Source organism: Streptomyces rubradiris (assembly GCF_016860525.1).
Lineage (GTDB): Bacteria > Actinomycetota > Actinomycetes > Streptomycetales > Streptomycetaceae > Streptomyces > Streptomyces rubradiris.
In genome coordinates this window covers 3,274,513-3,293,978 of the sequence record NZ_BNEA01000015.1, presented here as the reverse complement: position 1 = coordinate 3,293,978, position 19,466 = coordinate 3,274,513, and the positions used below count along the sequence as shown (strand labels likewise).

The following is a 19,466-nucleotide window of genomic DNA, read 5'->3' as shown; positions in this document are numbered from 1 at the left end:
CGGCATGATGGGGCGCATGGGGACCGAGGGAGCCGGCGGCTTCCGGCTGATCGCGGGCCGTTACCGCCTGGAGGAACGCGTCGGGCGCGGCGGCATGGGCGTCGTGTGGCGGGCGAGCGACGAGGTGCTGGGCCGTCGGGTGGCGGTCAAGGAGTTCCTTCCGGACGACTCGCTCCCGGACGACGACGCGCGCCGCCGCCGCGCCCGTACGTTCCGCGAGGCCCGCGCGGTCTGCCAGTTACGGCACCCGCACATCATCGTCGTGCACGACGTGGTGGAGCACGACGGCCGGCCGTATCTCGTGATGGAGCTGGTCGACGGCCCGTCGCTCGCCGAACGGATCGCCCGGGACGGCCCGGTCGGCGCCGAAGAGGCCGCGCGGATCGGCATCGCCCTGCTGAGCGCGGTGCACACCGCGCACGAGGCGGGCGTGCTGCACCGGGACATCAAGCCCGCGAACGTCCTGATCGAGTCCGGCACCGACCGGGTCGTGCTCACCGACTTCGGCATCGCCCAGGTCGAGGGCGCCACCACGCTCACCGAGACCGGTTCCTTCGTGGGCTCGCCCGAATACACCGCGCCGGAGCGGATGTCCGGGCTGCGCACCGGCCCGGAGTCCGACCTGTGGTCGCTGGGCGCGCTGCTGTGCACGGTGCTCAGCGGCGAATCGCCCTTCCGGCGCGACTCGCTGGGCGGCATCCTGCACGCCGTCGTCTCCGCCGACATCCGCCCGCCGGCGCAGGCCGAGCCGCTGCTGCCCGTCGTCCTGGGGCTGCTGGAGCGCGATCCCGACCGCCGGCTGAGCGCGGCGGCCGCGGAGTGGATGCTGCGGACGTACCTGGAGACCGGCCGGACCCCGGCCGCGCCGGGCGGCCGGCGCCCGGCGGGGGAGCACGGCGTCGGGCGCCTGCACCGGATCGGCGGCGGCCGGGCCCACAAGTCCCCGGTGGCCTACTCGCCGACCCGGCCGGACCTGCCCCAGGGCGGGCCGCCGCCGCTGGGCCCGGCCCACCCCCCGACGGCACAGCAGCCGCCGGCCCGCCCGGCTCCGCGCGGAGCGCTGGTGGCGGCGCTGCTCGTCGCCGCGCTGGCCGGGGCGGGCGTGTCGGCCGCCACGCTGCTGCTGCACCAGAGCGGGGACGGAGGCGGCGGCACCCCGGGCGGCACGGCCACCACCCCGGCGACCGGCACCGGTGCCACGGGTACGGCGCCCGCCCCGACGGCGCCCCGGACACCGGCCACTCCCTCACCCGGGCCCACCACCGCGCCCGGCACCGGCTCGCACACCGCGCCCTCCGGCTACCGCACCGCCCACGACCCGGCCGGGTTCTCCCTCGCCGTCCCGGAGGACTTCACCCGCAGCCCGCGCGGCGAACGCGTCTACTACCTCTCGCCGGGTCAGACCTTCCGCCTCGGCGTCAAGGTCACCGGCCCGCAGCCGGGCGGCCCCCTGGGCGTGCTGGAGCGCTCCGCCGCCGCCGGCCCGGAGAACAACCCCGGTTACCACGACGGCCGGGTCACCCCCACCACGCACGCCGGACACCGGGCCGCCTTCTGGGAGTTCACCTGGAACGGCTTCAGCCCGGCGGAGGGCCCGCGCCACACCTACGACCTGTGCTGGGAGGAGAACGGCAGGCTGTACGACGTGTGGGTGTCGGCGCCGGTCGGCAAGGTCCGCGAGGCGCGGGAGTACTTCGACGTGGCCGTGGACACGTTCTCGGCCGGCGGGTGAGGGCCCGCCCGCTCGGACGGCGGTGCGGTACGCGGTCGTCCTCTCTCGTCGCCGTACCTCCTGGGCCTCTTGTCCCGCCGCCGTGAAAAAACCCTGTGCCGGCTGATCGTCCCCCGCCAACGCCCTGATCAGCGCATTCCCTGCCAGTGATCACTGGCAGGGTGTGAGCGGTCGGTGAATCCGCGTTACCGACGGGTACACAAAGGCCGCGCCGCGGCATACCCTGCGCGTCATGACGGACACGCAGGCCCCGGACATCGCCGGCACCAACCCGCTCGCGCCCGCCCCCGACGGCGCCCGTACCGCCGCCGACGTGGTCACCCCGCAGCTGCTGGCCCGGCTCACCAAGGGCGTCACAGGCTCCGGCCGTACCGCCAGTCACGCCCCCTTCACCGGCGAGAAGCTGGCCGACCTGCCCGAGTCCACCCCGGACGACGTCCGGGACGCCTTCGCCGCGGCCCGCGCCGCGCAGACCGCGTGGGCGGCGACCCCGGTTCGGCAGCGCGCCGCCGTGCTGCTGCGCTTCCACGACCTGGTGCTGGAGCGGCAGGCCGAGGTCCTGGACCTGATCCAGCTGGAGACCGGCAAGGCCCGCCTGCACGCGCACGAGGAGGTGCAGGCCGTCGTCGTCGCCGCCCGGCACTACGGCCGCCGCGCCGCCGCCTATCTGCGGCCCAAGCGGCACACCGGCGCCGTCCCGGTCCTGACCAAGGTCACCGAACTGCGCCACCCGCGCGGGGTGGTGGGCCAGATAGCCCCCTGGAACTACCCGCTGGAGCTGTCCGTCGGCGACGCCCTGCCCGCCTTCGTCGCGGGCAACGCCGTGGTGATGAAGCCGGACACGGAGACCTGCCTCACCGCCCTGTGGGCGCGTGACCTGCTGATCGAGGCCGGGCTGCCCGACGGCGTCTTCCAGGTGGTCCTCGGCGAGGGCCCGGTCGTCGGCCCCGAGTTGGTCAAGCACGCCGACTACGTCTCCTTCACCGGCTCCACCCGCACCGGCCGCGAGGTCGCCGTCGGCGCCGCCTCCCGCCTGGTCGGCGTCTCCCTGGAACTCGGCGGCAAGAACGCCATGCTGGTGCTGGACGACGCCGACATCGAGAAGGCCGCCGCCGGTGCCGTCCGGGCCTGCTTCTCCTCCGCCGGCCAGCTGTGCATCTCCATCGAGCGGCTCTACGTCCACGAGTCCGTCGCCGACGCCTTCCTGGACCGGTTCGCCGCCCGCACCAGGGCCATGCGGCTCGGCAACTTCCTCGCCTACGGCGCCGACATGGGCTCGCTGGTCGGCGAGCGTCAGCTGAAGACCGTCCAGCGGCACGTAGAGGAGGCCGTCGCCAAGGGCGCCAAGGTGATCGCGGGCGGTGCGGCCCGCCCCGACATCGGCCCGTACTTCTTCGAGCCCACCATCCTCGACGGCGTCGAGCCCGCCATGGCCGTCTGCGAGGAGGAGACCTTCGGCCCGGTCGTCTCCGTCTACCGCTTCCGGACCGACGACGAGGCGGTGGAGCGCGCCAACGCCACGCCGTACGGCCTGAACGCGTCCGTGTGGACGACGAACGCCCGCCGCGGCCGGGACCTCGCCGCCCGCCTGCGCACCGGCACCGTCAACGTCAACGAGGGCTACGCGCCCGCCTACGGCAGCGCCCAGTCCCCGATGGGCGGCATGAAGGACTCCGGCCTGGGCCGCCGCCACGGCTCCGAGGGCATCCTCAAGTACACGGAGGCCCAGACCGTCGCCCAGCAGCGGCTGCTGCCGATGGCGCCCTCGCTGGGCATGGACGACGAGGCGTACGCCCGGTTCATGAGCACGAGCCTGCGCCTGATGAAGGCATTCCGTTTCAGGTGACCGGCCTCAGGGGCCCGGGGAACCGCGCGAACCACAGACCGCCCGCACGCACCACTCAACGAGGAGAACACGTGCCCCAGGACGCCTACGACTTCGATGTCATCATCGTCGGCTCCGGCTTCGGCGGCTCGGTGTCCGCCCTGCGCCTGACGGAAAAGGGCTACAAAGTCGGTGTACTGGAAGCGGGCCGCCGCTTCACCCGCGCCACCCTCCCGAAGAACTCCTGGGACCTGAAGAACTACCTCTGGGCGCCCCGGCTCGGCATGTACGGCATCCAGCGCATCCACCTGCTGGGCAACGTCATGGTGCTGGCCGGCGCGGGCGTCGGCGGCGGCTCGCTCAACTACGCCAACACCCTCTACGTACCGCCGAAGGCCTTCTTCGACGACCCCCAGTGGCGGCACATCACCGACTGGCAGGAGGAGTTGAAGCCGTACTACGACCAGGCCCGGCGCATGCTCGGGGTGCGGCTCAACCCCACCATGACCCCGTCCGACGTCCATCTGAAGGCGGCGGCCGGGCGGATGGGCGTCGGCGACACCTTTCATCTCGCCCCGGTGGGCGTGTTCTTCGGGGACGGCCAGGACGCCGACGGCAGGACGAGGGCCCGGCCCGGCGAGCGGGTGGCCGACCCGTACTTCGGCGGGGCCGGGCCCGACCGGCGGGCCTGCACCGAGTGCGGCGAGTGCATGACCGGCTGCCGGCACGGCGCGAAGAACACCCTCAACGAGAACTACCTCCACCTCGCCGAGAAGGCGGGCGCGGTCATCCACCCCATGACCACGGTGGTGTCCGTCACCGACGACTCGCGCGGCGGCTACGCGGTGGCGACCCTGCCGACGGACCGCAAGCGGAAGGCCGAGGGCAGGATCTTCACCGCCCGCAAGGTCGTCCTCGCGGCCGGCACCTACGGCACCCAGACCCTGCTGCACCGCATGAAGGCGGGCCGCCAGCTGCCGTACCTGTCCCCCCGGCTCGGCGACCTGACCCGCACCAACTCCGAGGCGCTGGTGGGCGCGCAGACCCACGACCGCCGCTACCGGCGGGCGACCGGCGCGCCGAGGGCCGACTTCACCCGGGGCGTCGCCATCACCTCCTCGATCCACCCCGACGAGAACACCCACATCGAGCCGGTCCGCTACGGCAAGGGCTCCAACGCGATGGGCGGCCTGTCCATCCTCCAGGTGCCGTACACGGAAGGGTCCTCGCGCGTGCTGGCCTGGCTGGCGAACGCGGCCCGGCACCCGGTCCAGGTCGCCCGCTCGCTGTCCAACCGGCGCTGGTCGGAGCGGACCATCATCGGCCTGGTCATGCAGTCCCTGGACAACTCGCTGACCACGTACCTGAAACCCGCCGGGCCCGGCAGGGGCCTGCTCACCGCCCGGCAGGGGCACGGCGCGCCCAATCCCAAGCAGATCAGGGCCGCGACCGAGGCCGCCTCCGCGCTCGCCGCCGAGATCAACGGCTTCGCCGGCAGCAACATCGGCGAGCTGATGGGCACCCCGCTCACCGCGCACTTCCTCGGCGGCTGTCCCATCGGTGACTCCCCGGAGACCGGCGTGATCGACCCCTACCACCGGCTCTACGGCCATCCCGGGATCTCGGTCGTGGACGGCGCCGCGGTCTCGGCGAACCTGGGCGTCAACCCGTCGCTCACGATCACCGCGCAGGCGGAGCGGGCGATGTCGTTCTGGCCGAACAAGGGCGAGGAGGATCCGCGTCCGGCGCAGGGAGCGGCGTACGAGCGGCTGGCGCCGGTGGAGCCCAAGGCGCCGGTGGTCCCGGCGGACGCGTTCGGCGCGCTGCGGCTGCCGTTCCTGGGGATGCCGGCGGTGCCGCCGAAGAAGTGACCGGCACGGGGGACGGGACCTGCATCCCCCTCCGAATGCAGGTCCCGCCCACCGCTTCTTGATCCGGCAGGTTTGATCAGCCAAGAGCTGGAAGGGTTGCTCGACGAGGCCGCATTCGGTGTGTGATGTCGGTCACAGTCTGGGGGGCGGACGGGGTCCGGGCAGGGCGAAGGGCCCCGCGGGACGGAGGGGCCGCGGGGCCCTTGCTCGCATCGGCGCCGATGCCCGGGACCGGCGCCGCGTCACGTACTGTCCGGGGTTTTCCCGCGGCTGCCCGCTTGCTGTCCGCGGTTCGCCTGCGGCTGCCCGCTTGCTGTCCGCGGATTTCCGCCGGCCGGCCCCGGGCGTCCCCGGAGCCGGCCGTTCTCTTGGATGACCGGGCTGCTGTCCCCTGCCGTCCGGTCACGTCCCGGAGCGAGGTCCCACGGCGTACGGCACGACCCGTACGCCACACGCTCCGGTGAGCCACGCGTGGTTCGGTCGCCCGCCCCTGGCTGGCACGGACACACCCCTCAACGAAGCGGCGCGCGGGCCGGTCACGGCACCGTACGGGTGAGAGCGGGACAGAACTCAGATGCGACCCCGGCACAGCTCCAGCAGGGTCATGGCGAGGCCGGTGCCGGGCTTGCCGAGGGCGTCCCGGTAGCGGGCGAGGATCTCCATCTCGCGCGACAGGTGCACCCGCCGCCCGCCGGAGGCGATCCGGGTCTGCTGGACGACGGCGGAGACGGCCATCCGCTCCTGGATCAGGCCGATGATCCGGTCGTCGAGCGCGTCGATGCGCTCGCGGGCGTCGGCGATGGCCGCTTCCGGGCTGGTGGTGGTCATGTGGGGCTCCTCGGTCGGGATGGCGGAAGCCCTGGGACGACACAACCCGGTATACGACAGGCGCCCCGGGCCTTGTCGGCCCGGGGCGCCTGGGAAGTCGCTTGGCGGTTGGCTCAAGCAGCACGACCATGGCAGCCGGCGGGCCGGATGCCATAGGTAAAGACGAAGGTCGAGTGCTTGCGCATGCGGTCAGTATGCCACGGCGGCTCGTCTCGGAGGTCCGGTGGCCACCCCGTTAGAATCGGAAGCACAGACCCCCGCCCGACCACCAGAAGGCACCCCGTGTCATCAGCGACCCAGTCTGCCGCCACCCCCGACACCGTCCTGGTCGTCGACTTCGGCGCGCAGTACGCCCAGCTCATCGCCCGTCGCGTCCGCGAGGCGCGGGTCTACAGCGAGATCGTGCCGAGCACCATGCCGGTCAGCGAGATGCTCGCCAAGAAGCCCGCGGCGATCATCCTCTCCGGCGGCCCCTCGTCGGTGTACGAGGAGGGCGCTCCCCGCCTCGACCGCGAGATCTTCGAGTCCGGCGTCCCCGTCTTCGGCATGTGCTACGGCTTCCAGCTGATGGCGCAGGCCCTCGGCGGCACCGTCGACAACACCGGCGCCCGCGAGTACGGCCGTACCGACCTGCACGTCTCCAGGGCGTCCTCCACCCTCTTCGAGGGCACGCCGGAGGAGCAGCACGTGTGGATGTCCCACGGTGACGCCTGCTCCGCCGCCCCCGACGGCTTCACGGTCACCGCGTCCACGGACGTCGTCCCGGTCGCCGCGTTCGAGAACGACGACAAGAAGCTCTACGGCGTCCAGTACCACCCCGAGGTCATGCACTCCACGCACGGCCAGCAGGTGCTGGAGCACTTCCTCTACCGCGGTGCCGGGCTGAAGCCGGACTGGACCACCGGCAACGTCATCGAGGAGCAGGTCCAGGCCATCCGCGAGCTGGTCGGCGACAAGCGCGCGATCTGCGGCCTGTCCGGCGGGGTGGACTCCGCCGTCGCCGCCGCCCTCGTGCAGAAGGCCATCGGCTCCCAGCTGACCTGCGTCTACGTCGACCACGGCCTGATGCGCAAGGGCGAGACCGAGCAGGTCGAGAAGGATTTCGTCGCGGCCACCGGCGTGCAGCTGAAGGTCGTCGACGCCGAGGAGCGCTTCCTGAAGGCGCTCGCCGGGGTGACCGACCCCGAGGAGAAGCGCAAGATCATCGGCCGGGAGTTCATCCGCGTCTTCGAGCAGGCGCAGGCCGAGATCATCGCCGACGAGGGCCCGGCCGTGGAGTTCCTGGTCCAGGGCACCCTCTACCCGGACGTGGTGGAGTCCGGCGGCGGCACCGGCACCGCGAACATCAAGTCGCACCACAACGTGGGCGGCCTGCCCGAGGACCTCGAGTTCAAGCTGATCGAGCCGCTGCGCAAGCTGTTCAAGGACGAGGTCCGCATGGTCGGCAAGGAGCTGGGCCTGCCGGAGGAGATCGTCCAGCGCCAGCCCTTCCCCGGCCCCGGCCTCGGCATCCGGATCGTCGGCGAGGTCACCAAGGAGCGGCTGGACCTGCTGCGCGAGGCCGACGCCATCGCCCGCGAGGAGCTGACGGCCGCCGGCCTGGACCGCGACATCTGGCAGTGCCCGGTGGTCCTGCTCGCCGACGTCCGCAGCGTGGGCGTCCAGGGCGACGGCCGCACCTACGGCCACCCGGTCGTGCTGCGCCCGGTCTCCTCCGAGGACGCCATGACCGCCGACTGGTCCCGGCTGCCCTACGACGTCCTGGCCCGCATCTCGACCCGGATCACCAACGAGGTCCGGGACGTCAACCGGGTCGTCCTCGACGTGACGAGCAAGCCGCCGGGGACGATCGAGTGGGAGTAGGCCCTAGGCGCGCTTGAACGTGCGCAGGGGCTCACCGGGCCGCCAGACCTGGACGACCAGATACCTGTCGTCCTCGACATAGGTGCGGACGACCTCCGTCAGCTCGGTGCGGAAGAGGTGGAACGGCTGCGGCGGTTCCACCTCTTTCACATAGGCGGCCTTGGCCGTGCCCTCCCCGACCTCGTACGCCCGCCCACTGATCCGGATGTCGCCGCCGCCCAGGTCCGTGCCGTCGCCGGGGTTGGCCTGGAGGGTGAAGCGCGGGTCGCGGAGCAGGTCCAGGGCCTTCAGGGAACGAGGCATCATGCCGAGCCACAGCTCCCCGCCCAGGAACCTGACCTCCAGACCGGAGGTGCGGGGCGAGCCGTCCCTGCGGAGGGTCGCGAGCACGTGGTGCCGGTAGGCGCCGAAGCGCTCCTCGGTGATCGCCGCCAGGTCGGGTGCGGCGGTACGGAAGGCTGTCCAGTTCATACGCGCCAGCCTGCCGCCCAATCCCGACATCTCCTGTCGGGTATTCATCGCGCACGTCATCTTTACCGGCCGCCTCTGCCCTTTTGCGCCGGTCGGCGGTACCTTCCGGCCGTACCGCAATCCCCCCGCTGGAGGATCCATGCACGGGCCCACCCCGCCCCTGCCGCTGCCCACCGACCAGTTGCACTTCGCCATGCCGCCGCTGCACGAGTCCGCCGAGGACGAACGCAGACACCGCAAGGAGCGGCTCGCGGGTGCCCTGCGGATCTTCGGACGGGCGGGGTTCGAGGACGGGGTGTCGGGACACATAACGGCTCGCGACCCGGAGTACACCGACTGCTTCTGGGTCAACCCGTTCGGCGTGCCCTTCAAGCACGTCACCGTCGGCGACCTGGTCCTCGCCAACCAGGACGGGCAGGTGATCGAGGGCCGCTACCACGTCAACCAGGCCGCGTTCACCGTGCACGCCCAGGTGCACGCCGCCCGCCCCGACGTGGTCGCCGTCGCCCACTGCCACTCCGTGCACGGCCGCGCCCTCGCCGCCCTCGGCGACCTGATCGACCCCATCACCCAGGAGAGCTGCGCCTTCTACGAGGACCTCGCCCTCTACGACGCCTACACCGGCGTCACCGTCGACGCCGAGGAGGGCCGCCGGATCGCCGCCGCGCTGGGCTCCCGCAAGGCACTGGTGCTGCGCAACCACGGGCTGCTCACTGTCGGCGACTCGGTGGACGCCGCCGCCTGGTGGTTCCTGTCCCTGGAACGGTGCTGTCAGGTGCAGCTGACGGCCAAGGCGGCGGGCCGGCCGGTGCTCATCGACCACAAGGCGGCCGTCGCCACCCGCGAACAGCTCGGCGGCGACCTGGTGGCCTGGATCAACTACCAGCCACTGTGGCAGGACGTCAGCCGCGCCGAACCGGATCTGCTCAGCTGAGCCGTCCGCGGAGCGGGATTCCCGGGGCCGGGTCAACACGGCGGCCCCGGGTTCACCCGCGCTTACCCGGACCGGCCGCCTCGCAGGCCCCCTTGTGCGGCACAATTCGCTCTCGTCACAAGGGAGTTGCCGGAACGCCGTAAGTGCCATGTGTGCCGCGTGTGACGTCGGTGGGGCAGGCGGGGCCGGCGGGTCGTGGGGAAGGCGGGCGTCGGACGTGACGGTGCGGGACGCGGGAGCGGACACGGGTGCCGGAGGCGCCCACGAGGGAGGCTGCACCTGCGGGGACTGCCCGCACGGCGCCCGGGAGGGACACCGGCGCGCCGTCGCCGCGTTCCTGCGCCGGTGCGACGAACTCGCCGCCGGCCGGGGGCTGCCGCCGGCCGTGGCGCACTCGGCCTCGGCGTCCCGCCAGTGGGTGTCCGAGGAACTCACCCAACGGGCCGAGGCCGTCGCCGAACAGAGCCGCGCCGAGGGCGCGGTACGGCTCGCCGGGCTGTGGCTGCGCACGGTGTACGCGGTGTGGGGCGCCGTCACCGCGCTGCTGCTCGCCGAGGCGCTCACCGCGACCGGCGCGGGCTGGACCGGCGCCCGCACCGCGGCCCTGCTCGCCGCGCTCGCCGTCGCCGGCGCGCTGACCGCCGCCTGCCTCCTCCACCGGGCGCGCGGCGGAGCGCTCGCCCCGCTGATCGGCGAGGACAACCGCATCTCCACCTCCCGTACCGTCGCCGCCTGCTGGGTGCTGTTCCTCGGCTATGCCGTCCTGCTGCTTTCCCTCCGCCTGGCCGCCGCCTCCGGCCACGCCGAACGCGACGCGCTGATCGACGGCCTCGCCCTGGCGCACGGCGCGGGCGCGGTGACCGTCCTCGCCGTCGTATGCGCCGTCGCCGTCCTCGTCCGCCGGGTGGTGGCCACGCGCGTCCACGCCCAGCGGCTGCAGAAGGTGCCGGCCCACCGGCCGCGCGCCGCCGACCTGCTCACCGACGACTCCGGCCGGGGCGCCTTCACCGACATCCAGTACATCGCCGTCACCGCCGTCGCCCTGCTGTTCGCCGCCGTACGGCTGGCCCGCCGCCCCGACCGGCTGCCCGACCTGCCCTGGGGCCTGGGCATGGTCGTCCTGATCTCGGCGGCGACCTACCTGGCCGGCAAGTACGCCGAGGGCGGCCGTCCGGTGATCCACTCGGTGGTCCGCGCCCGGGAGCCCGGCGACCTCGACGGTCCGGTCCGCACCGGCGACGACATCGAGATCCGGGGCAGCGGCTTCGTCCCGCCCGGCGCACAGAGCGCCGACCGGCTCTCCCGGACGGTCGTCCGCATCGGCGCGGTCGACGTCCACGTCCCCCTGATCCCCGTCACCGGCGGCTTCCGCAATCCCACGGACACCACCCTGACCGTGCCCGTACCCGCGGACGTGGAGCCCGGAGCGGTGGACGTCCAAGTGGTGACGGCGGCCGGCGTGACGACGAACCGGTACCCGCTCCAGGTGACGGAGTGAGGGGCGGGCTCGCCGCTGAGGGCCGAAATCCGGAAAATCATCCAGGACAGGATTGAACGCGCTCCCTTCGTCATACGTATCGTCACATCAGGGGGCACAGCGGGTGAAAGGCGGCTTGTAGCGATGACTCACGGCATGCGGACGGACACGCGCATTCCCCGGCTGAGCGAGCCCCGCAGCCTCCGGGACACCGCCACCTACTACGCTCTGCTGCCCCTGCGCCTCTTCCTGGGTGCCACCTTCGTCTACGCCGGCCTGGACAAGCTCACCGACAGCGCCTTCATGCACTCCGCCGGTGTCGGCTCGATCGGCGACACCATGCGCGCCGCCCGCGGCTCCGCCGCGATCCCGGCCCTGATCGACCTGGCCCTGAAGAGCCCGGTCGGCTTCGGCTACGCCATCGCGCTCGGTGAGCTGGCCGTCGGCATCGCCACCCTGCTCGGCCTTCTCGGCCGTCTCGCCGCGCTCGGCGGCGCGCTGATCTCGCTCAGCCTCTGGCTGACGGTGAGCTGGGCCACCACCCCCTACTACTACGGAAACGACCTCGCCTACCTCATGGCCTGGCTCCCCCTGATCCTCGCCGGCGCGCCCTACTTCTCCGTGGACGCCGCCTGGCGGGCCCGGCGGTGGCCCGGCGGCTACCGCTGACCCTCCTCGGCACCGCCCCGGCCACGTATCGCGCGGGCCAGCACGGCCGTGGCGCCGGCCAGGCACAGGCCGCCCACCACCAGCGGAATCACCGCGAACCACGGGGTGTCCCACAGGCCGCCCGCGTCCCCCGCGTAGGCCACGCCGGTGGCGGTCAGGAAGAGCCCGGCGACCAGCTTCCCGGGCTGGAACTCATGACGCGGCACGGCTGACCTCCACCTGTCCCACTCCCACGCCGAGCGTGAGATCCAGCGTGCCCGGCTTCCCGGACACTCCGGCCGTGTCCTTGGCCGGTGCCAGCGTCACGTTCCGATGCCTGCCGGGCCGCACGTCCACGTCGTCTCCACGGTCTCCGGGCAACCGGATGTCGCCCACCCCCACATCCAGGTCCATCCGCACGGTCACATCCGCCGGCACGATCACCTTCAGGTGTCCCGCACCCACCCGGGCGTCCGTGGCGACCGTCTGCCCGGGGGACGGACGCACCCGGGTCAGGTCCAGCGTGCCCCGCCCTGTGCCGAGGTCGTACTCGGGCCGCACCTGAGTTGCCGCGGCCGGCTTCCAGGTCGCCTCCCTCCAGTCGGTGGTGATGTCCCGGGGCAGCGCCGTCGCCCCGGCGAGCAGGGCCGCCGTGACCACCGCCCAGAACACCGTCCCGGCTCCCGTCCGGCCCAGGAACGCGCTGAGCGCTATGCCCAGTCCGAACACCGCCAGGGCGCAGGCCAGGCCGGTCTGGAGGCTGGTGCCGAGCGGGTGCGTGTGCCAGCCGGACCAGGTGCCCAGGCCGCCCGCCAGCAGGGCGAGCAGGAACACCCAGCCGCCGATCCAGCGCGGGCCGCGCGGTCTCGGGGGCTCGGCCGCCGGCGGGGGTATCGCCCCGGGGTGTGTCCAGGGGGTGGCGATGCGGACGTCCAGGACCGAGGTGAGGTCCCGTCCGCGGGCGTCGCCGGGCCCCCACAGATATCCGGTGCCGCCGACATGGGTGCCGTCCTTGACGATCGGGTCCCGCCACCAGGAGGGGTAGGAGGTGACGACCGGCGGCGCCTGCGCCTCCGGCGGCGCGTCGGCGGCGGCCTGCGCCGCCAGCGGATCGTGGCCGGCGGCGTCACGGCGTCTCGACCAGTACCCGGCGCCCGCGAGCAGCAGCGAGAGCACCGCTCCGAACGCCAGCACCCCGCCGTTCCCCAGCATCGTCAGGAAGATCCCGCAGCCGACCAGCGCGAACAGGACCGCGGCCAGCGCCTGGCCGTCGACCCGGGCCGTGAACAGCTTGCGGACCTCGTTCTCCTCCTCGTCCTCGTACGGCACCAGCAGCCAGGCGAAGCCGTAGAAGATGAGCCCCAGGCCGCCCGCCGCGGACAGCACGGCCAGCGTGATCCGGTAGATCACCGGGTCCATGTCGGTCTGCCGTCCCAGACCCGCGCACACGCCCGCGATCATCTTGTGCCCGCGGTCGCGCCGGAACCGCTCGGGAAGCCGGGGGCTCTCCTGCCGCTCCGACTCCTGCGCGGGGGAAGGGCCGCCGCTCCGGGAACGGGGGCGGAAGCCGGGGTGGGCGGGGGAGCCGGGGTCGGCCGCTCCGCTCTCTCCCGTCGCGGCGGGCGCGGCATCCGTCGGCCCGGTGCCCGGGGCCGGGCGTGGGCCGGGGCCGGGTCCCGGACCCGTCGCGGCGTGCTCGTGATCGGTCATGCGTCCATGGTGACCGCCCGGCCGCCCCGGCGGCAGTCGGGACGACCCTGGGCCAACCCTGAAATCGCCCCTGAGGCGGGGCGGGGAAGTGTTCGAGCGGCACGGACCGCCGGACAACCATGCACCAGCCGCCCACCCGGACCGTCCCCGGCGGAAAATCAGGGGCGTCTCCGGGCCGACCCTGATGCTCCGCCCCGCCGCCCGTGTGACCATCGATGGCATGCCGGAAGCCGCAAGCCTGTCACTCGACGACCCGCGGCCCCCGCGCAAGCTCTACCGCAGCAGCGACGGACGCTGGCTCGGCGGAGTGGCGCGAGGGCTCGCCGGGCATCTCGGGCTGCCCGTCATCTGGGTGCGGCTCGTCTTCGCCGGCCTGCTCATGGCCGACGGGCTCGGAGCGCTGCTCTACGCCGCGTTCTGGTTCTTCGTCCCGCTCGGCGTCGGCGGCGTCGGCGACCAGAAGCCCTCGCTGGTGGCAGCGGAGACCACACCGGACGGCCGGCGCCGACTGATGGCCCGCAGACCGGACCGGGGGCAGATCGCCGCCCTGCTGCTCATGGTCATCGTCTCCATGATCTTCGTGCGCAGCGTCAACCTCGGCAGCACGACCAAGGCGTACCTGGTGCCCGCCGTGCTCGTCGCGGCCGGTGTCGCCCTCGTCTGGCGCCAGGCGGACAACGCCCGCCGGGCCCGCTGGGTCGAGGCCGGCCGGCGACGCCGCCCCCTCACCCTGCTGCGCGCGGCCGGTGGCGTCCTGCTCGTCACGGCCGGGGTCACGGCCGTCTTCGTCCTCCAGGGAACGACCGCGCACCTGGGCGCGGTCCTGCAAGCCGCGCTCGCCGTCCTCGTCGGCATCACCCTCCTCGCCGGTCCCTACCTGGTCCGCATGACCCAGGACCTCTCCGAGGAGCGCCTGATGCGCATCCGCGCCCAGGAGCGCGCCGAGGTGGCCGCCCACGTCCACGACTCCGTGCTGCACACCCTCACCCTGATCCAGCGCAACGCCGAGAACGCGAGCGAGGTCCGCCGCCTCGCCCGCGCCCAGGAACGCGACCTGCGCACCTGGCTGTACAAGCCGGAGGGCACCGGCAAGGACGAGGACGACGAGCCGGACACGGTCGCCGAGGCGGTCCGGCGCAACGCCGCCGAGGTGGAGGACAAGCACGGCGTGCCCATCGAGGTCGTCATCGTCGGCGACTGCCCGCTGGACGAGAGGACCGGAGCACAGATGCAGGCCGCGCGCGAAGCCATGGTGAACGCCGCCAAGTACGGTGGCGAGGGCGGTGCCGTACAGGTCTACGCCGAAGTCGAGGGGAAATCGGTCTTCGTGTCCGTGCGGGACCGTGGTCCCGGCTTCGACCTCGACGCGATACCCGCCGACCGCATGGGTGTCAGAGAATCGATCATCGGCCGCATGGAGCGCCACGGCGGCACGGCCCGGTTGCGGGCGGTGCCCGACGGCGGCACCGAGGTCGAGCTGGAGATGGAGAGGGCGGAGAAGACGTCATGAGCGACGCGACCGAGGCGAACGGCACGGTGGGGGCGGCGGAGGACCGGCCCGGTGCCGGCGCGGACGGGCGGCACGTGCGGGTGGTACTCGTGGACGACCACCGGATGTTCCGCACCGGCGTCCAGGCCGAGATCGGCCAGACCGCCGAGACCGGCGTCGAGGTGGTCGGCGAGGCAGCCGATGTCGACCAGGCGGTCGCGGTCATCACCGCCACCCGGCCCGAGGTGGTCCTCCTCGACGTGCACCTCCCGGGCGGCGGCGGGGTCGAGGTGCTGCGCCGCTGCGCGGCCCTGACGGCCGACGCCGAGCGGCCCGTCCGCTTCCTCGCGTTGTCCGTGTCGGACGCCGCCGAGGACGTGATCGGGGTGATCCGCGGCGGCGCCCGCGGCTATGTCACCAAGACCATCACCGGCGCCGACCTGATCGACTCGATCTTCCGCGTCCAGGAGGGGGACGCCGTCTTCTCCCCGCGGCTGGCCGGGTTCGTTCTGGACGCCTTCGCCTCCACCGACGCCCCGCCCGTGGACGAGGACCTGGACCGCCTCACCCAGCGCGAACGCGAGGTGCTGCGCCTGATCGCCCGGGGCTACGCCTACAAGGAGATCGCCAAGCAGCTGTACATCTCGGTGAAGACGGTCGAGTCCCATGTCTCGGCGGTCCTGCGCAAGCTCCAGCTGTCCAACCGGCACGAGCTGACCCGCTGGGCGACCGCGCGCCGGCTGGTCTGACCCCCACGGGCCCGCCCGCACCCGTCCCTCACGCCACCCTGGTCGCCCCCGCGAAGGGCATCTGGTCGATCGGGTCCAGGCGGACCGGAGCCGACGGGTTCGGGGCGTGGATCATCCGGCCGCCGCCCACGTAGATGCCGACGTGGCTGATGCCCGGGTAGAAGAACACCAGGTCGCCCGGGCGCAGCTCCGAGCGGGAGACCCGCCGGCCCGCGTCGATCTGGGCGTAGGAGGTGCGCGGCAGGGAGAGACCGGCGGCGCGGTAGGCGGCCTGGACCAGGCCCGAGCAGTCGAAGGCGTTCGGACCGGTGGCACCCCACACATAGGGGCTGCCGAGCTTGCCGTAGGCGTAGGCGACGGCCACCGCCGCGCGCCCGCCGGGGGCCGGGACGGATCCGGCCCGCTCCAGCGGCTCCCGCGGATCGGCGGCCGACCGGGAGGCGCGCTCCGCCGGGCCGTCGGCGCCGGTGATCTCGTCGCGTTGGCGCGGCGACAGTCGGGCGAGCAGCCGCCGGGCCTCGTCCAGCTTGCCGGTGACGGTCTTCTTGTGCCGGCGCAGCTCGGCCTGCCGGGACCGCAGCGACTTCACCTCGACGCGGGCTGCGCCGCGCAGCCGCTCGATCTCCCGCAACTGCCGGCGGACCCGCGACACCACGGCGGCCTGCCGGTCGTCGGCCCGCTCGGCGAGGGCGGCACCGTCCAGGTACCGGTCGGGGTCGCTGGAGAGGGCCAGTTGCCAGGCCGGGGCGATCGCGCCGTCCCGGTACCGCGCCGCCGCGATCGAGCCCAGGGCGTTCCGGGCCGCATTCAGCCTCTGCTGCCTGCGGGCGGTCTCGTCCTGCAGCGCGCTCAGCCGCCGCTGGGCCGCGTCCGCCTCCTCCTTCGTCCCGTTGTACTTCTCGGTCGCGGCCTCGGCCTCCCGGTACAACGCCGCCACCCTGGCCTTGACCTGTGACGGAGTCGGCTGGGGCGCGGCGTGTCCCGTCCCGTCGAAGCAGGTCGCGGCGGCCGCGCCCGCCAGGGCGAGAGCGGCGGCCGTCCGGACCGTATGGCCGGTGAGCGGGTGCTGTGGGGGCTTGCGGTGGGCTGCCACCTGGAACCGTCACGTCCTTCCTGCGACTCGTACGACCGGGCGGTCGATACGTGCCCCGCGGCGGCCCGTACAGGGGGATCGGCCGCCGCCGGGCCCTTCTCGGCGGTGGTGGCCGGTTGCCGTGGGCGGCAATGGGGAGCCGGTCACCTGGGGGAGGACGCTAAAACGGTGGTGACGGGTCGGTAACGCGGTGTGCGGAACTGGCTTCCATCGACCGCTGTGTGTCCGTATGCGATCACATGGCTGCTCCGGAGCCGTCGTCTTCACGGAGCGTGGTGATCAAAGCGGGGAAACGGTTACTGGCGGGAGTGGTGGGGTGCTATGGGGCGCATTTATGCATGATCCGATGCGGGGTTCGGGAAGTGGGGGAGGCGGTGGTGGCGGGCCGTCGGCAGGGGTCGGTGGCGGGGCGGTGGGCGGAGGCTCGTTAGGCTCCGGCTCCATGGACGTACTCATCCATCTCTTCGTCGGCCTGCACATCATCGGAATCGCCGCGCTGCTCGGCGGTTTCCTCACCCAGGTGAAGGCGATGGGCCAGGGCACGGCCCGGTTCGTGCCCGGGATGCTGCACGGCGCGCTCACCATGCTGGTCACCGGTGTGGTTCTGATCGGCCTCAACCAGGCAGACGACCACCACCTCGACAACATCAAGCTCGGGGTGAAGCTGGCCCTGCTGATCGTGATCCTGGGCCTGGTCTACGTGAAGCGCGACGAAGAGCGGATCGACAAGGGTGTCTTCGGACTGGTCGGCCTGCTGACCATGGCCAACATCTTCATCGCCGTCCTCTGGACCTGATCTCCGGCACGCCCTGGTCACGGCGTCCGATGCCGAACCCGCGTCGGCGTCAGCCCGGCCGCACCACGCTGTGGACGGCCGCCTCGCCGAGGGCGGAGACCGGTTCCTCGCGGACGTACGCACCCGGCCTCGGCGCGTGGATCATCATGCCGTTGCCCGTGCAGAGTCCTACGTGGCCGGCGTCGTCGCGGAAGAAGACCAGGTCACCTGGTCGCGCCTCGGCCGGCGGTACCGGGATGCCGACGCCGGCCTGCTGGGGTGCCGTGCGCGGGAGGGTGACACCGGCGGACTTCCAGGCGGCCTGGGTGAGCCCGGCGCCGTCGTAGGAGCCGGGGCCGGCGGCGCCCCACACACATGGTTTCCCGAGCTGGGCACGGGCGAAGGCGACGGCCTTGCCGGCCTTGGTCGCGTACGTCTCCCGGGGTGTGCCGGGGGCCCGGGCGATCCGTTGGGACAGCAGCACGCGCGCGTGGGTGAGCTTTTCCCTGCTGACGCCCTTGGCGGCCTTCGGCCCGCCGACGGTGGTGTCCGGCCGACGGGCGGGGGTGGCTGGCCGCCGGCCGACGGGCTTCGGCCGGCTGCCCGTCGGTGCTGCCACGCCGACCGCTTCCTGGACGGGCGGCGGGGCCTGCATGGCTTGAGGGGGCGCCGTGGTGCGGTGAGGTGGAGCGAGGGCCGCCGGGCTTCCGGCGGGGATGGTGGCGTGCCCGACTACGCCGGTACTGCGGCTGACCTTGCCGGTCCCGCGCGTGGCGTGGTCGGCCCCGCGTGTGGTGTGGCCGGTGTCACCCGTGGTGTGGCCGATGCCGTGTGCGGCGGGGCCGCTGGTCCCGGGCCCGGTGAGGCCGGTACCGCCCTGGGACTCATCGACGCACGGCTCGGCTGGGTTCCTGTTGTGCCCGGTGTGGTGGACACGGCGCTCGCTCTGCTCCACGCGCCGCCCTGCCTGCCCTGTGCCGGGCCCGGCCTGGCTGATGCCCGGCTCGGTCTGCGTGGTGCCGGGCCCGGCCTGGCTCATGCCCGGCCCGGACTGCCCGGTGCCGCGCTGAGCCGGGACCATGCCTCGCGCGCCGGGCAGAGTGCGCTGCCGGGCCCGCCGCGCGACCTCGTCACGGAGCCGCTGAAGACTGCTCTCCGCGGCACGCGGGATCCCGGCCCGCTCGGCCGGCTCGGACCACCCGGCCGGTTCCGGACGCCCCCTCCATCCGGCACCCCCGCCCAGCCCGGCGCCTCCGGCTCGTGGCCCGCCCCCGGCAGCGTCGGCGCGCCGGGCCCGCTCACCCTCAGTCCCCCCGTACCGTCCCCCGCCCCCGGATCGCTCCCCACGCCCATCTCGGGCCGCGGGCACCTCCTGCTGCCCACGCCCGTCTCGCGCCGCGGGTACCCCCCGCACGCGCCCATCCGGCGCCGTAGGCACCCCTCGCGCCCCTCGCGCCCTCCGCCCCCACCACTCCCCGGCGCCGCTGCCCTCGCCCGATGCCGCCAGTGCCGACTGCGCCTGGCGGTAGAAAGCGTCGATCTTGCGGGCGACCTCCTCCGGAGTCGGGATGTCCTGGCCGGCCGTGAGGGCGGATTCGGCGGGCTGGGAGGACACCGCGGCCGTGGAGGTCGGGGCGGCGGCCGGGGTGGGGGTGTGGACGACTGCCGGCCGGCTGCCGCCGGGGCGCGGCTTGCGGTGCGACGCCAAGGGAGGCGACTCCTTCCGTGCTGCCGCCTGCCGGTGGGCTCGGGCGGGTGCCGGCACGGGGTGCCCCACGGCTTCGTCCCGGGCGGGAGCGGGCCGATTCGGCCCAGGACCGGTGGGTCCCCGGCTCCGGGCACCGCGCGGGGCGTGCCGGACTCGGCGGAGGCCGTACGGCCCGGCGACGTTCGCCGGAGGGCGGTCGTGCGGCCTGACGGCAACCTAGCCAACTCGTGAGTCTTCTGTGAAGGTTGGCGCACGCTCTGTCCGATACGTTTCCGTGACCCGGGTGGCGGGCC

16 protein-coding genes are annotated in these 19,466 nt (G+C 73.4%); 10 read left to right on the top strand and 6 right to left on the bottom strand.

The genetic code is table 11. From position 1 onward, the window contains the following. The first annotated feature begins 16 nt into the window (after window positions 1–16). The 3 genes from Srubr_RS27615 to Srubr_RS27605 all read left to right on the top strand — a co-directional run bounded on the left by Srubr_RS27615 (window position 17) and on the right by Srubr_RS27605 (window position 5,428). Window positions 17–1,732, top strand: coding sequence for a protein kinase domain-containing protein (locus tag Srubr_RS27615; protein WP_189994033.1), 1,716 nt, complete (start codon window positions 17–19; stop codon window positions 1,730–1,732). 232 nt (window positions 1,733–1,964) lie between these two features. Next, the gene (locus Srubr_RS27610; protein WP_189994031.1) at window positions 1,965–3,578 is read left to right on the top strand and encodes a succinic semialdehyde dehydrogenase; all 1,614 of its coding nucleotides are present in this window, start codon (window positions 1,965–1,967) and stop codon (window positions 3,576–3,578) included. 71 nt (window positions 3,579–3,649) lie between these two features. Continuing rightward, the gene (locus Srubr_RS27605) at window positions 3,650–5,428 is read left to right on the top strand and encodes a GMC family oxidoreductase N-terminal domain-containing protein (RefSeq protein WP_189994030.1); all 1,779 of its coding nucleotides are present in this window, start codon (window positions 3,650–3,652) and stop codon (window positions 5,426–5,428) included. Between the two features lie 570 nt (window positions 5,429–5,998). Here Srubr_RS27605 and Srubr_RS27600 read toward each other — a convergent pair. After that, complete coding sequence (locus tag Srubr_RS27600) at window positions 5,999–6,256, bottom strand: chorismate mutase (RefSeq protein WP_189994028.1); 258 nt, start codon at window positions 6,254–6,256, stop codon at window positions 5,999–6,001. A 282-nt stretch (window positions 6,257–6,538) separates the two neighbouring features. Here Srubr_RS27600 and guaA point away from each other — a divergent pair, with 282 nt between their 5' ends. Further along, window positions 6,539–8,119: a glutamine-hydrolyzing GMP synthase gene (gene guaA / locus Srubr_RS27595; protein ID WP_189994026.1), complete on the top strand. Its 1,581-nt coding sequence runs from the start codon at window positions 6,539–6,541 to the stop codon at window positions 8,117–8,119. Window positions 8,120–8,122: 3 nt separating this feature from the next. Here guaA and Srubr_RS27590 read toward each other — a convergent pair whose 3' ends face one another. Beyond that, a complete protein-coding gene (locus tag Srubr_RS27590; protein ID WP_189994024.1) occupies window positions 8,123–8,590 on the bottom strand; it encodes a pyridoxamine 5'-phosphate oxidase family protein in 468 nt (155 codons plus the stop codon). Window positions 8,591–8,729: 139 nt separating this feature from the next. Between Srubr_RS27590 and Srubr_RS27585 the strand changes: the two genes are divergently transcribed. The 3 genes from Srubr_RS27585 (at window position 8,730) to Srubr_RS27575 (ending at window position 11,670) form a co-directional block, all read left to right on the top strand. Then, complete coding sequence (locus tag Srubr_RS27585; protein WP_189994023.1) at window positions 8,730–9,524, top strand: class II aldolase/adducin family protein; 795 nt, start codon at window positions 8,730–8,732, stop codon at window positions 9,522–9,524. A gap of 217 nt (window positions 9,525–9,741) precedes the next feature. Continuing rightward, entirely contained in the window at window positions 9,742–11,022 is a 1,281-nt protein-coding gene (locus Srubr_RS27580) for a hypothetical protein (RefSeq protein ID WP_189994021.1), read from the top strand. 123 nt (window positions 11,023–11,145) lie between these two features. Next, on the top strand, window positions 11,146–11,670 hold the full coding sequence (locus tag Srubr_RS27575; protein ID WP_189994019.1) for a DoxX family membrane protein: 525 nt from the start codon (window positions 11,146–11,148) through the stop codon (window positions 11,668–11,670). On the opposite strand, the gene Srubr_RS27570 is transcribed toward Srubr_RS27575, so the two are convergent. Together Srubr_RS27570 and Srubr_RS27565 are read right to left on the bottom strand one after the other, a co-directional pair. Continuing rightward, window positions 11,661–11,876, bottom strand: a complete 216-nt coding sequence (locus tag Srubr_RS27570) for a hypothetical protein (protein ID WP_189994017.1) — start codon at window positions 11,874–11,876, stop codon at window positions 11,661–11,663. The genes Srubr_RS27575 and Srubr_RS27570 overlap by 10 nt on opposite strands. Beyond that, window positions 11,863–13,359, bottom strand: coding sequence for a PspC domain-containing protein (locus Srubr_RS27565; RefSeq protein WP_189994015.1), 1,497 nt, complete (start codon window positions 13,357–13,359; stop codon window positions 11,863–11,865). The genes Srubr_RS27570 and Srubr_RS27565 overlap by 14 nt, the downstream gene beginning before the upstream one ends. A gap of 220 nt (window positions 13,360–13,579) precedes the next feature. Between Srubr_RS27565 and Srubr_RS27560 the strand changes: the two genes are divergently transcribed. Continuing rightward, a complete protein-coding gene (locus tag Srubr_RS27560; RefSeq protein WP_189994013.1) occupies window positions 13,580–14,869 on the top strand; it encodes an ATP-binding protein in 1,290 nt (429 codons plus the stop codon). Then, the gene (locus Srubr_RS27555) at window positions 14,866–15,597 is read left to right on the top strand and encodes a LuxR C-terminal-related transcriptional regulator (protein ID WP_189994011.1); all 732 of its coding nucleotides are present in this window, start codon (window positions 14,866–14,868) and stop codon (window positions 15,595–15,597) included. The genes Srubr_RS27560 and Srubr_RS27555 overlap by 4 nt, the downstream gene beginning before the upstream one ends. A 28-nt stretch (window positions 15,598–15,625) precedes the next feature. On the opposite strand, the gene Srubr_RS27550 is transcribed toward Srubr_RS27555, so the two are convergent. Continuing rightward, on the bottom strand, window positions 15,626–16,690 hold the full coding sequence (locus tag Srubr_RS27550; RefSeq protein ID WP_189994009.1) for a C40 family peptidase: 1,065 nt from the start codon (window positions 16,688–16,690) through the stop codon (window positions 15,626–15,628). Between the two features lie 442 nt (window positions 16,691–17,132). On the opposite strand from Srubr_RS27550, the gene Srubr_RS27545 reads away from it, so the two are divergent. After that, window positions 17,133–17,486: a hypothetical protein gene (locus tag Srubr_RS27545; protein WP_189994007.1), complete on the top strand. Its 354-nt coding sequence runs from the start codon at window positions 17,133–17,135 to the stop codon at window positions 17,484–17,486. A 49-nt stretch (window positions 17,487–17,535) separates the two neighbouring features. Here the strand turns inward: Srubr_RS27545 and Srubr_RS41035 are convergent, their stop codons facing one another. Then, complete coding sequence (locus tag Srubr_RS41035; protein WP_229926626.1) at window positions 17,536–18,504, bottom strand: C40 family peptidase; 969 nt, start codon at window positions 18,502–18,504, stop codon at window positions 17,536–17,538. Window positions 18,505–19,466: the final 962 nt, after the last annotated feature.

Excerpts from the sequence above, each read along its gene's own strand:
- Srubr_RS41035 (WP_229926626.1), bottom strand. The coding sequence starts at position 18,504 with ATGAGCCAGGCCGGGCCCGGCACCACGCAGACCGAGCCGGGCATCAGC.
- Srubr_RS27615 (WP_189994033.1), top strand. The coding sequence starts at position 17 with ATGGGGACCGAGGGAGCCGGCGGCTTCCGGCTGATCGCGGGCCGTTAC.
- Srubr_RS27565 (WP_189994015.1), bottom strand. The coding sequence starts at position 13,359 with ATGACCGATCACGAGCACGCCGCGACGGGTCCGGGACCCGGCCCCGGC.
- Srubr_RS27610 (WP_189994031.1), top strand. The coding sequence starts at position 1,965 with ATGACGGACACGCAGGCCCCGGACATCGCCGGCACCAACCCGCTCGCG.
- Srubr_RS27575 (WP_189994019.1), top strand. The coding sequence starts at position 11,146 with ATGACTCACGGCATGCGGACGGACACGCGCATTCCCCGGCTGAGCGAG.
- Srubr_RS27555 (WP_189994011.1), top strand. The coding sequence starts at position 14,866 with ATGAGCGACGCGACCGAGGCGAACGGCACGGTGGGGGCGGCGGAGGAC.
- Srubr_RS27545 (WP_189994007.1), top strand. The coding sequence starts at position 17,133 with ATGGACGTACTCATCCATCTCTTCGTCGGCCTGCACATCATCGGAATC.
- Srubr_RS27600 (WP_189994028.1), bottom strand. The coding sequence starts at position 6,256 with ATGACCACCACCAGCCCGGAAGCGGCCATCGCCGACGCCCGCGAGCGC.
- Srubr_RS27590 (WP_189994024.1), bottom strand. The coding sequence starts at position 8,590 with ATGAACTGGACAGCCTTCCGTACCGCCGCACCCGACCTGGCGGCGATC.
- Srubr_RS27585 (WP_189994023.1), top strand. The coding sequence starts at position 8,730 with ATGCACGGGCCCACCCCGCCCCTGCCGCTGCCCACCGACCAGTTGCAC.
- Srubr_RS27560 (WP_189994013.1), top strand. The coding sequence starts at position 13,580 with ATGCCGGAAGCCGCAAGCCTGTCACTCGACGACCCGCGGCCCCCGCGC.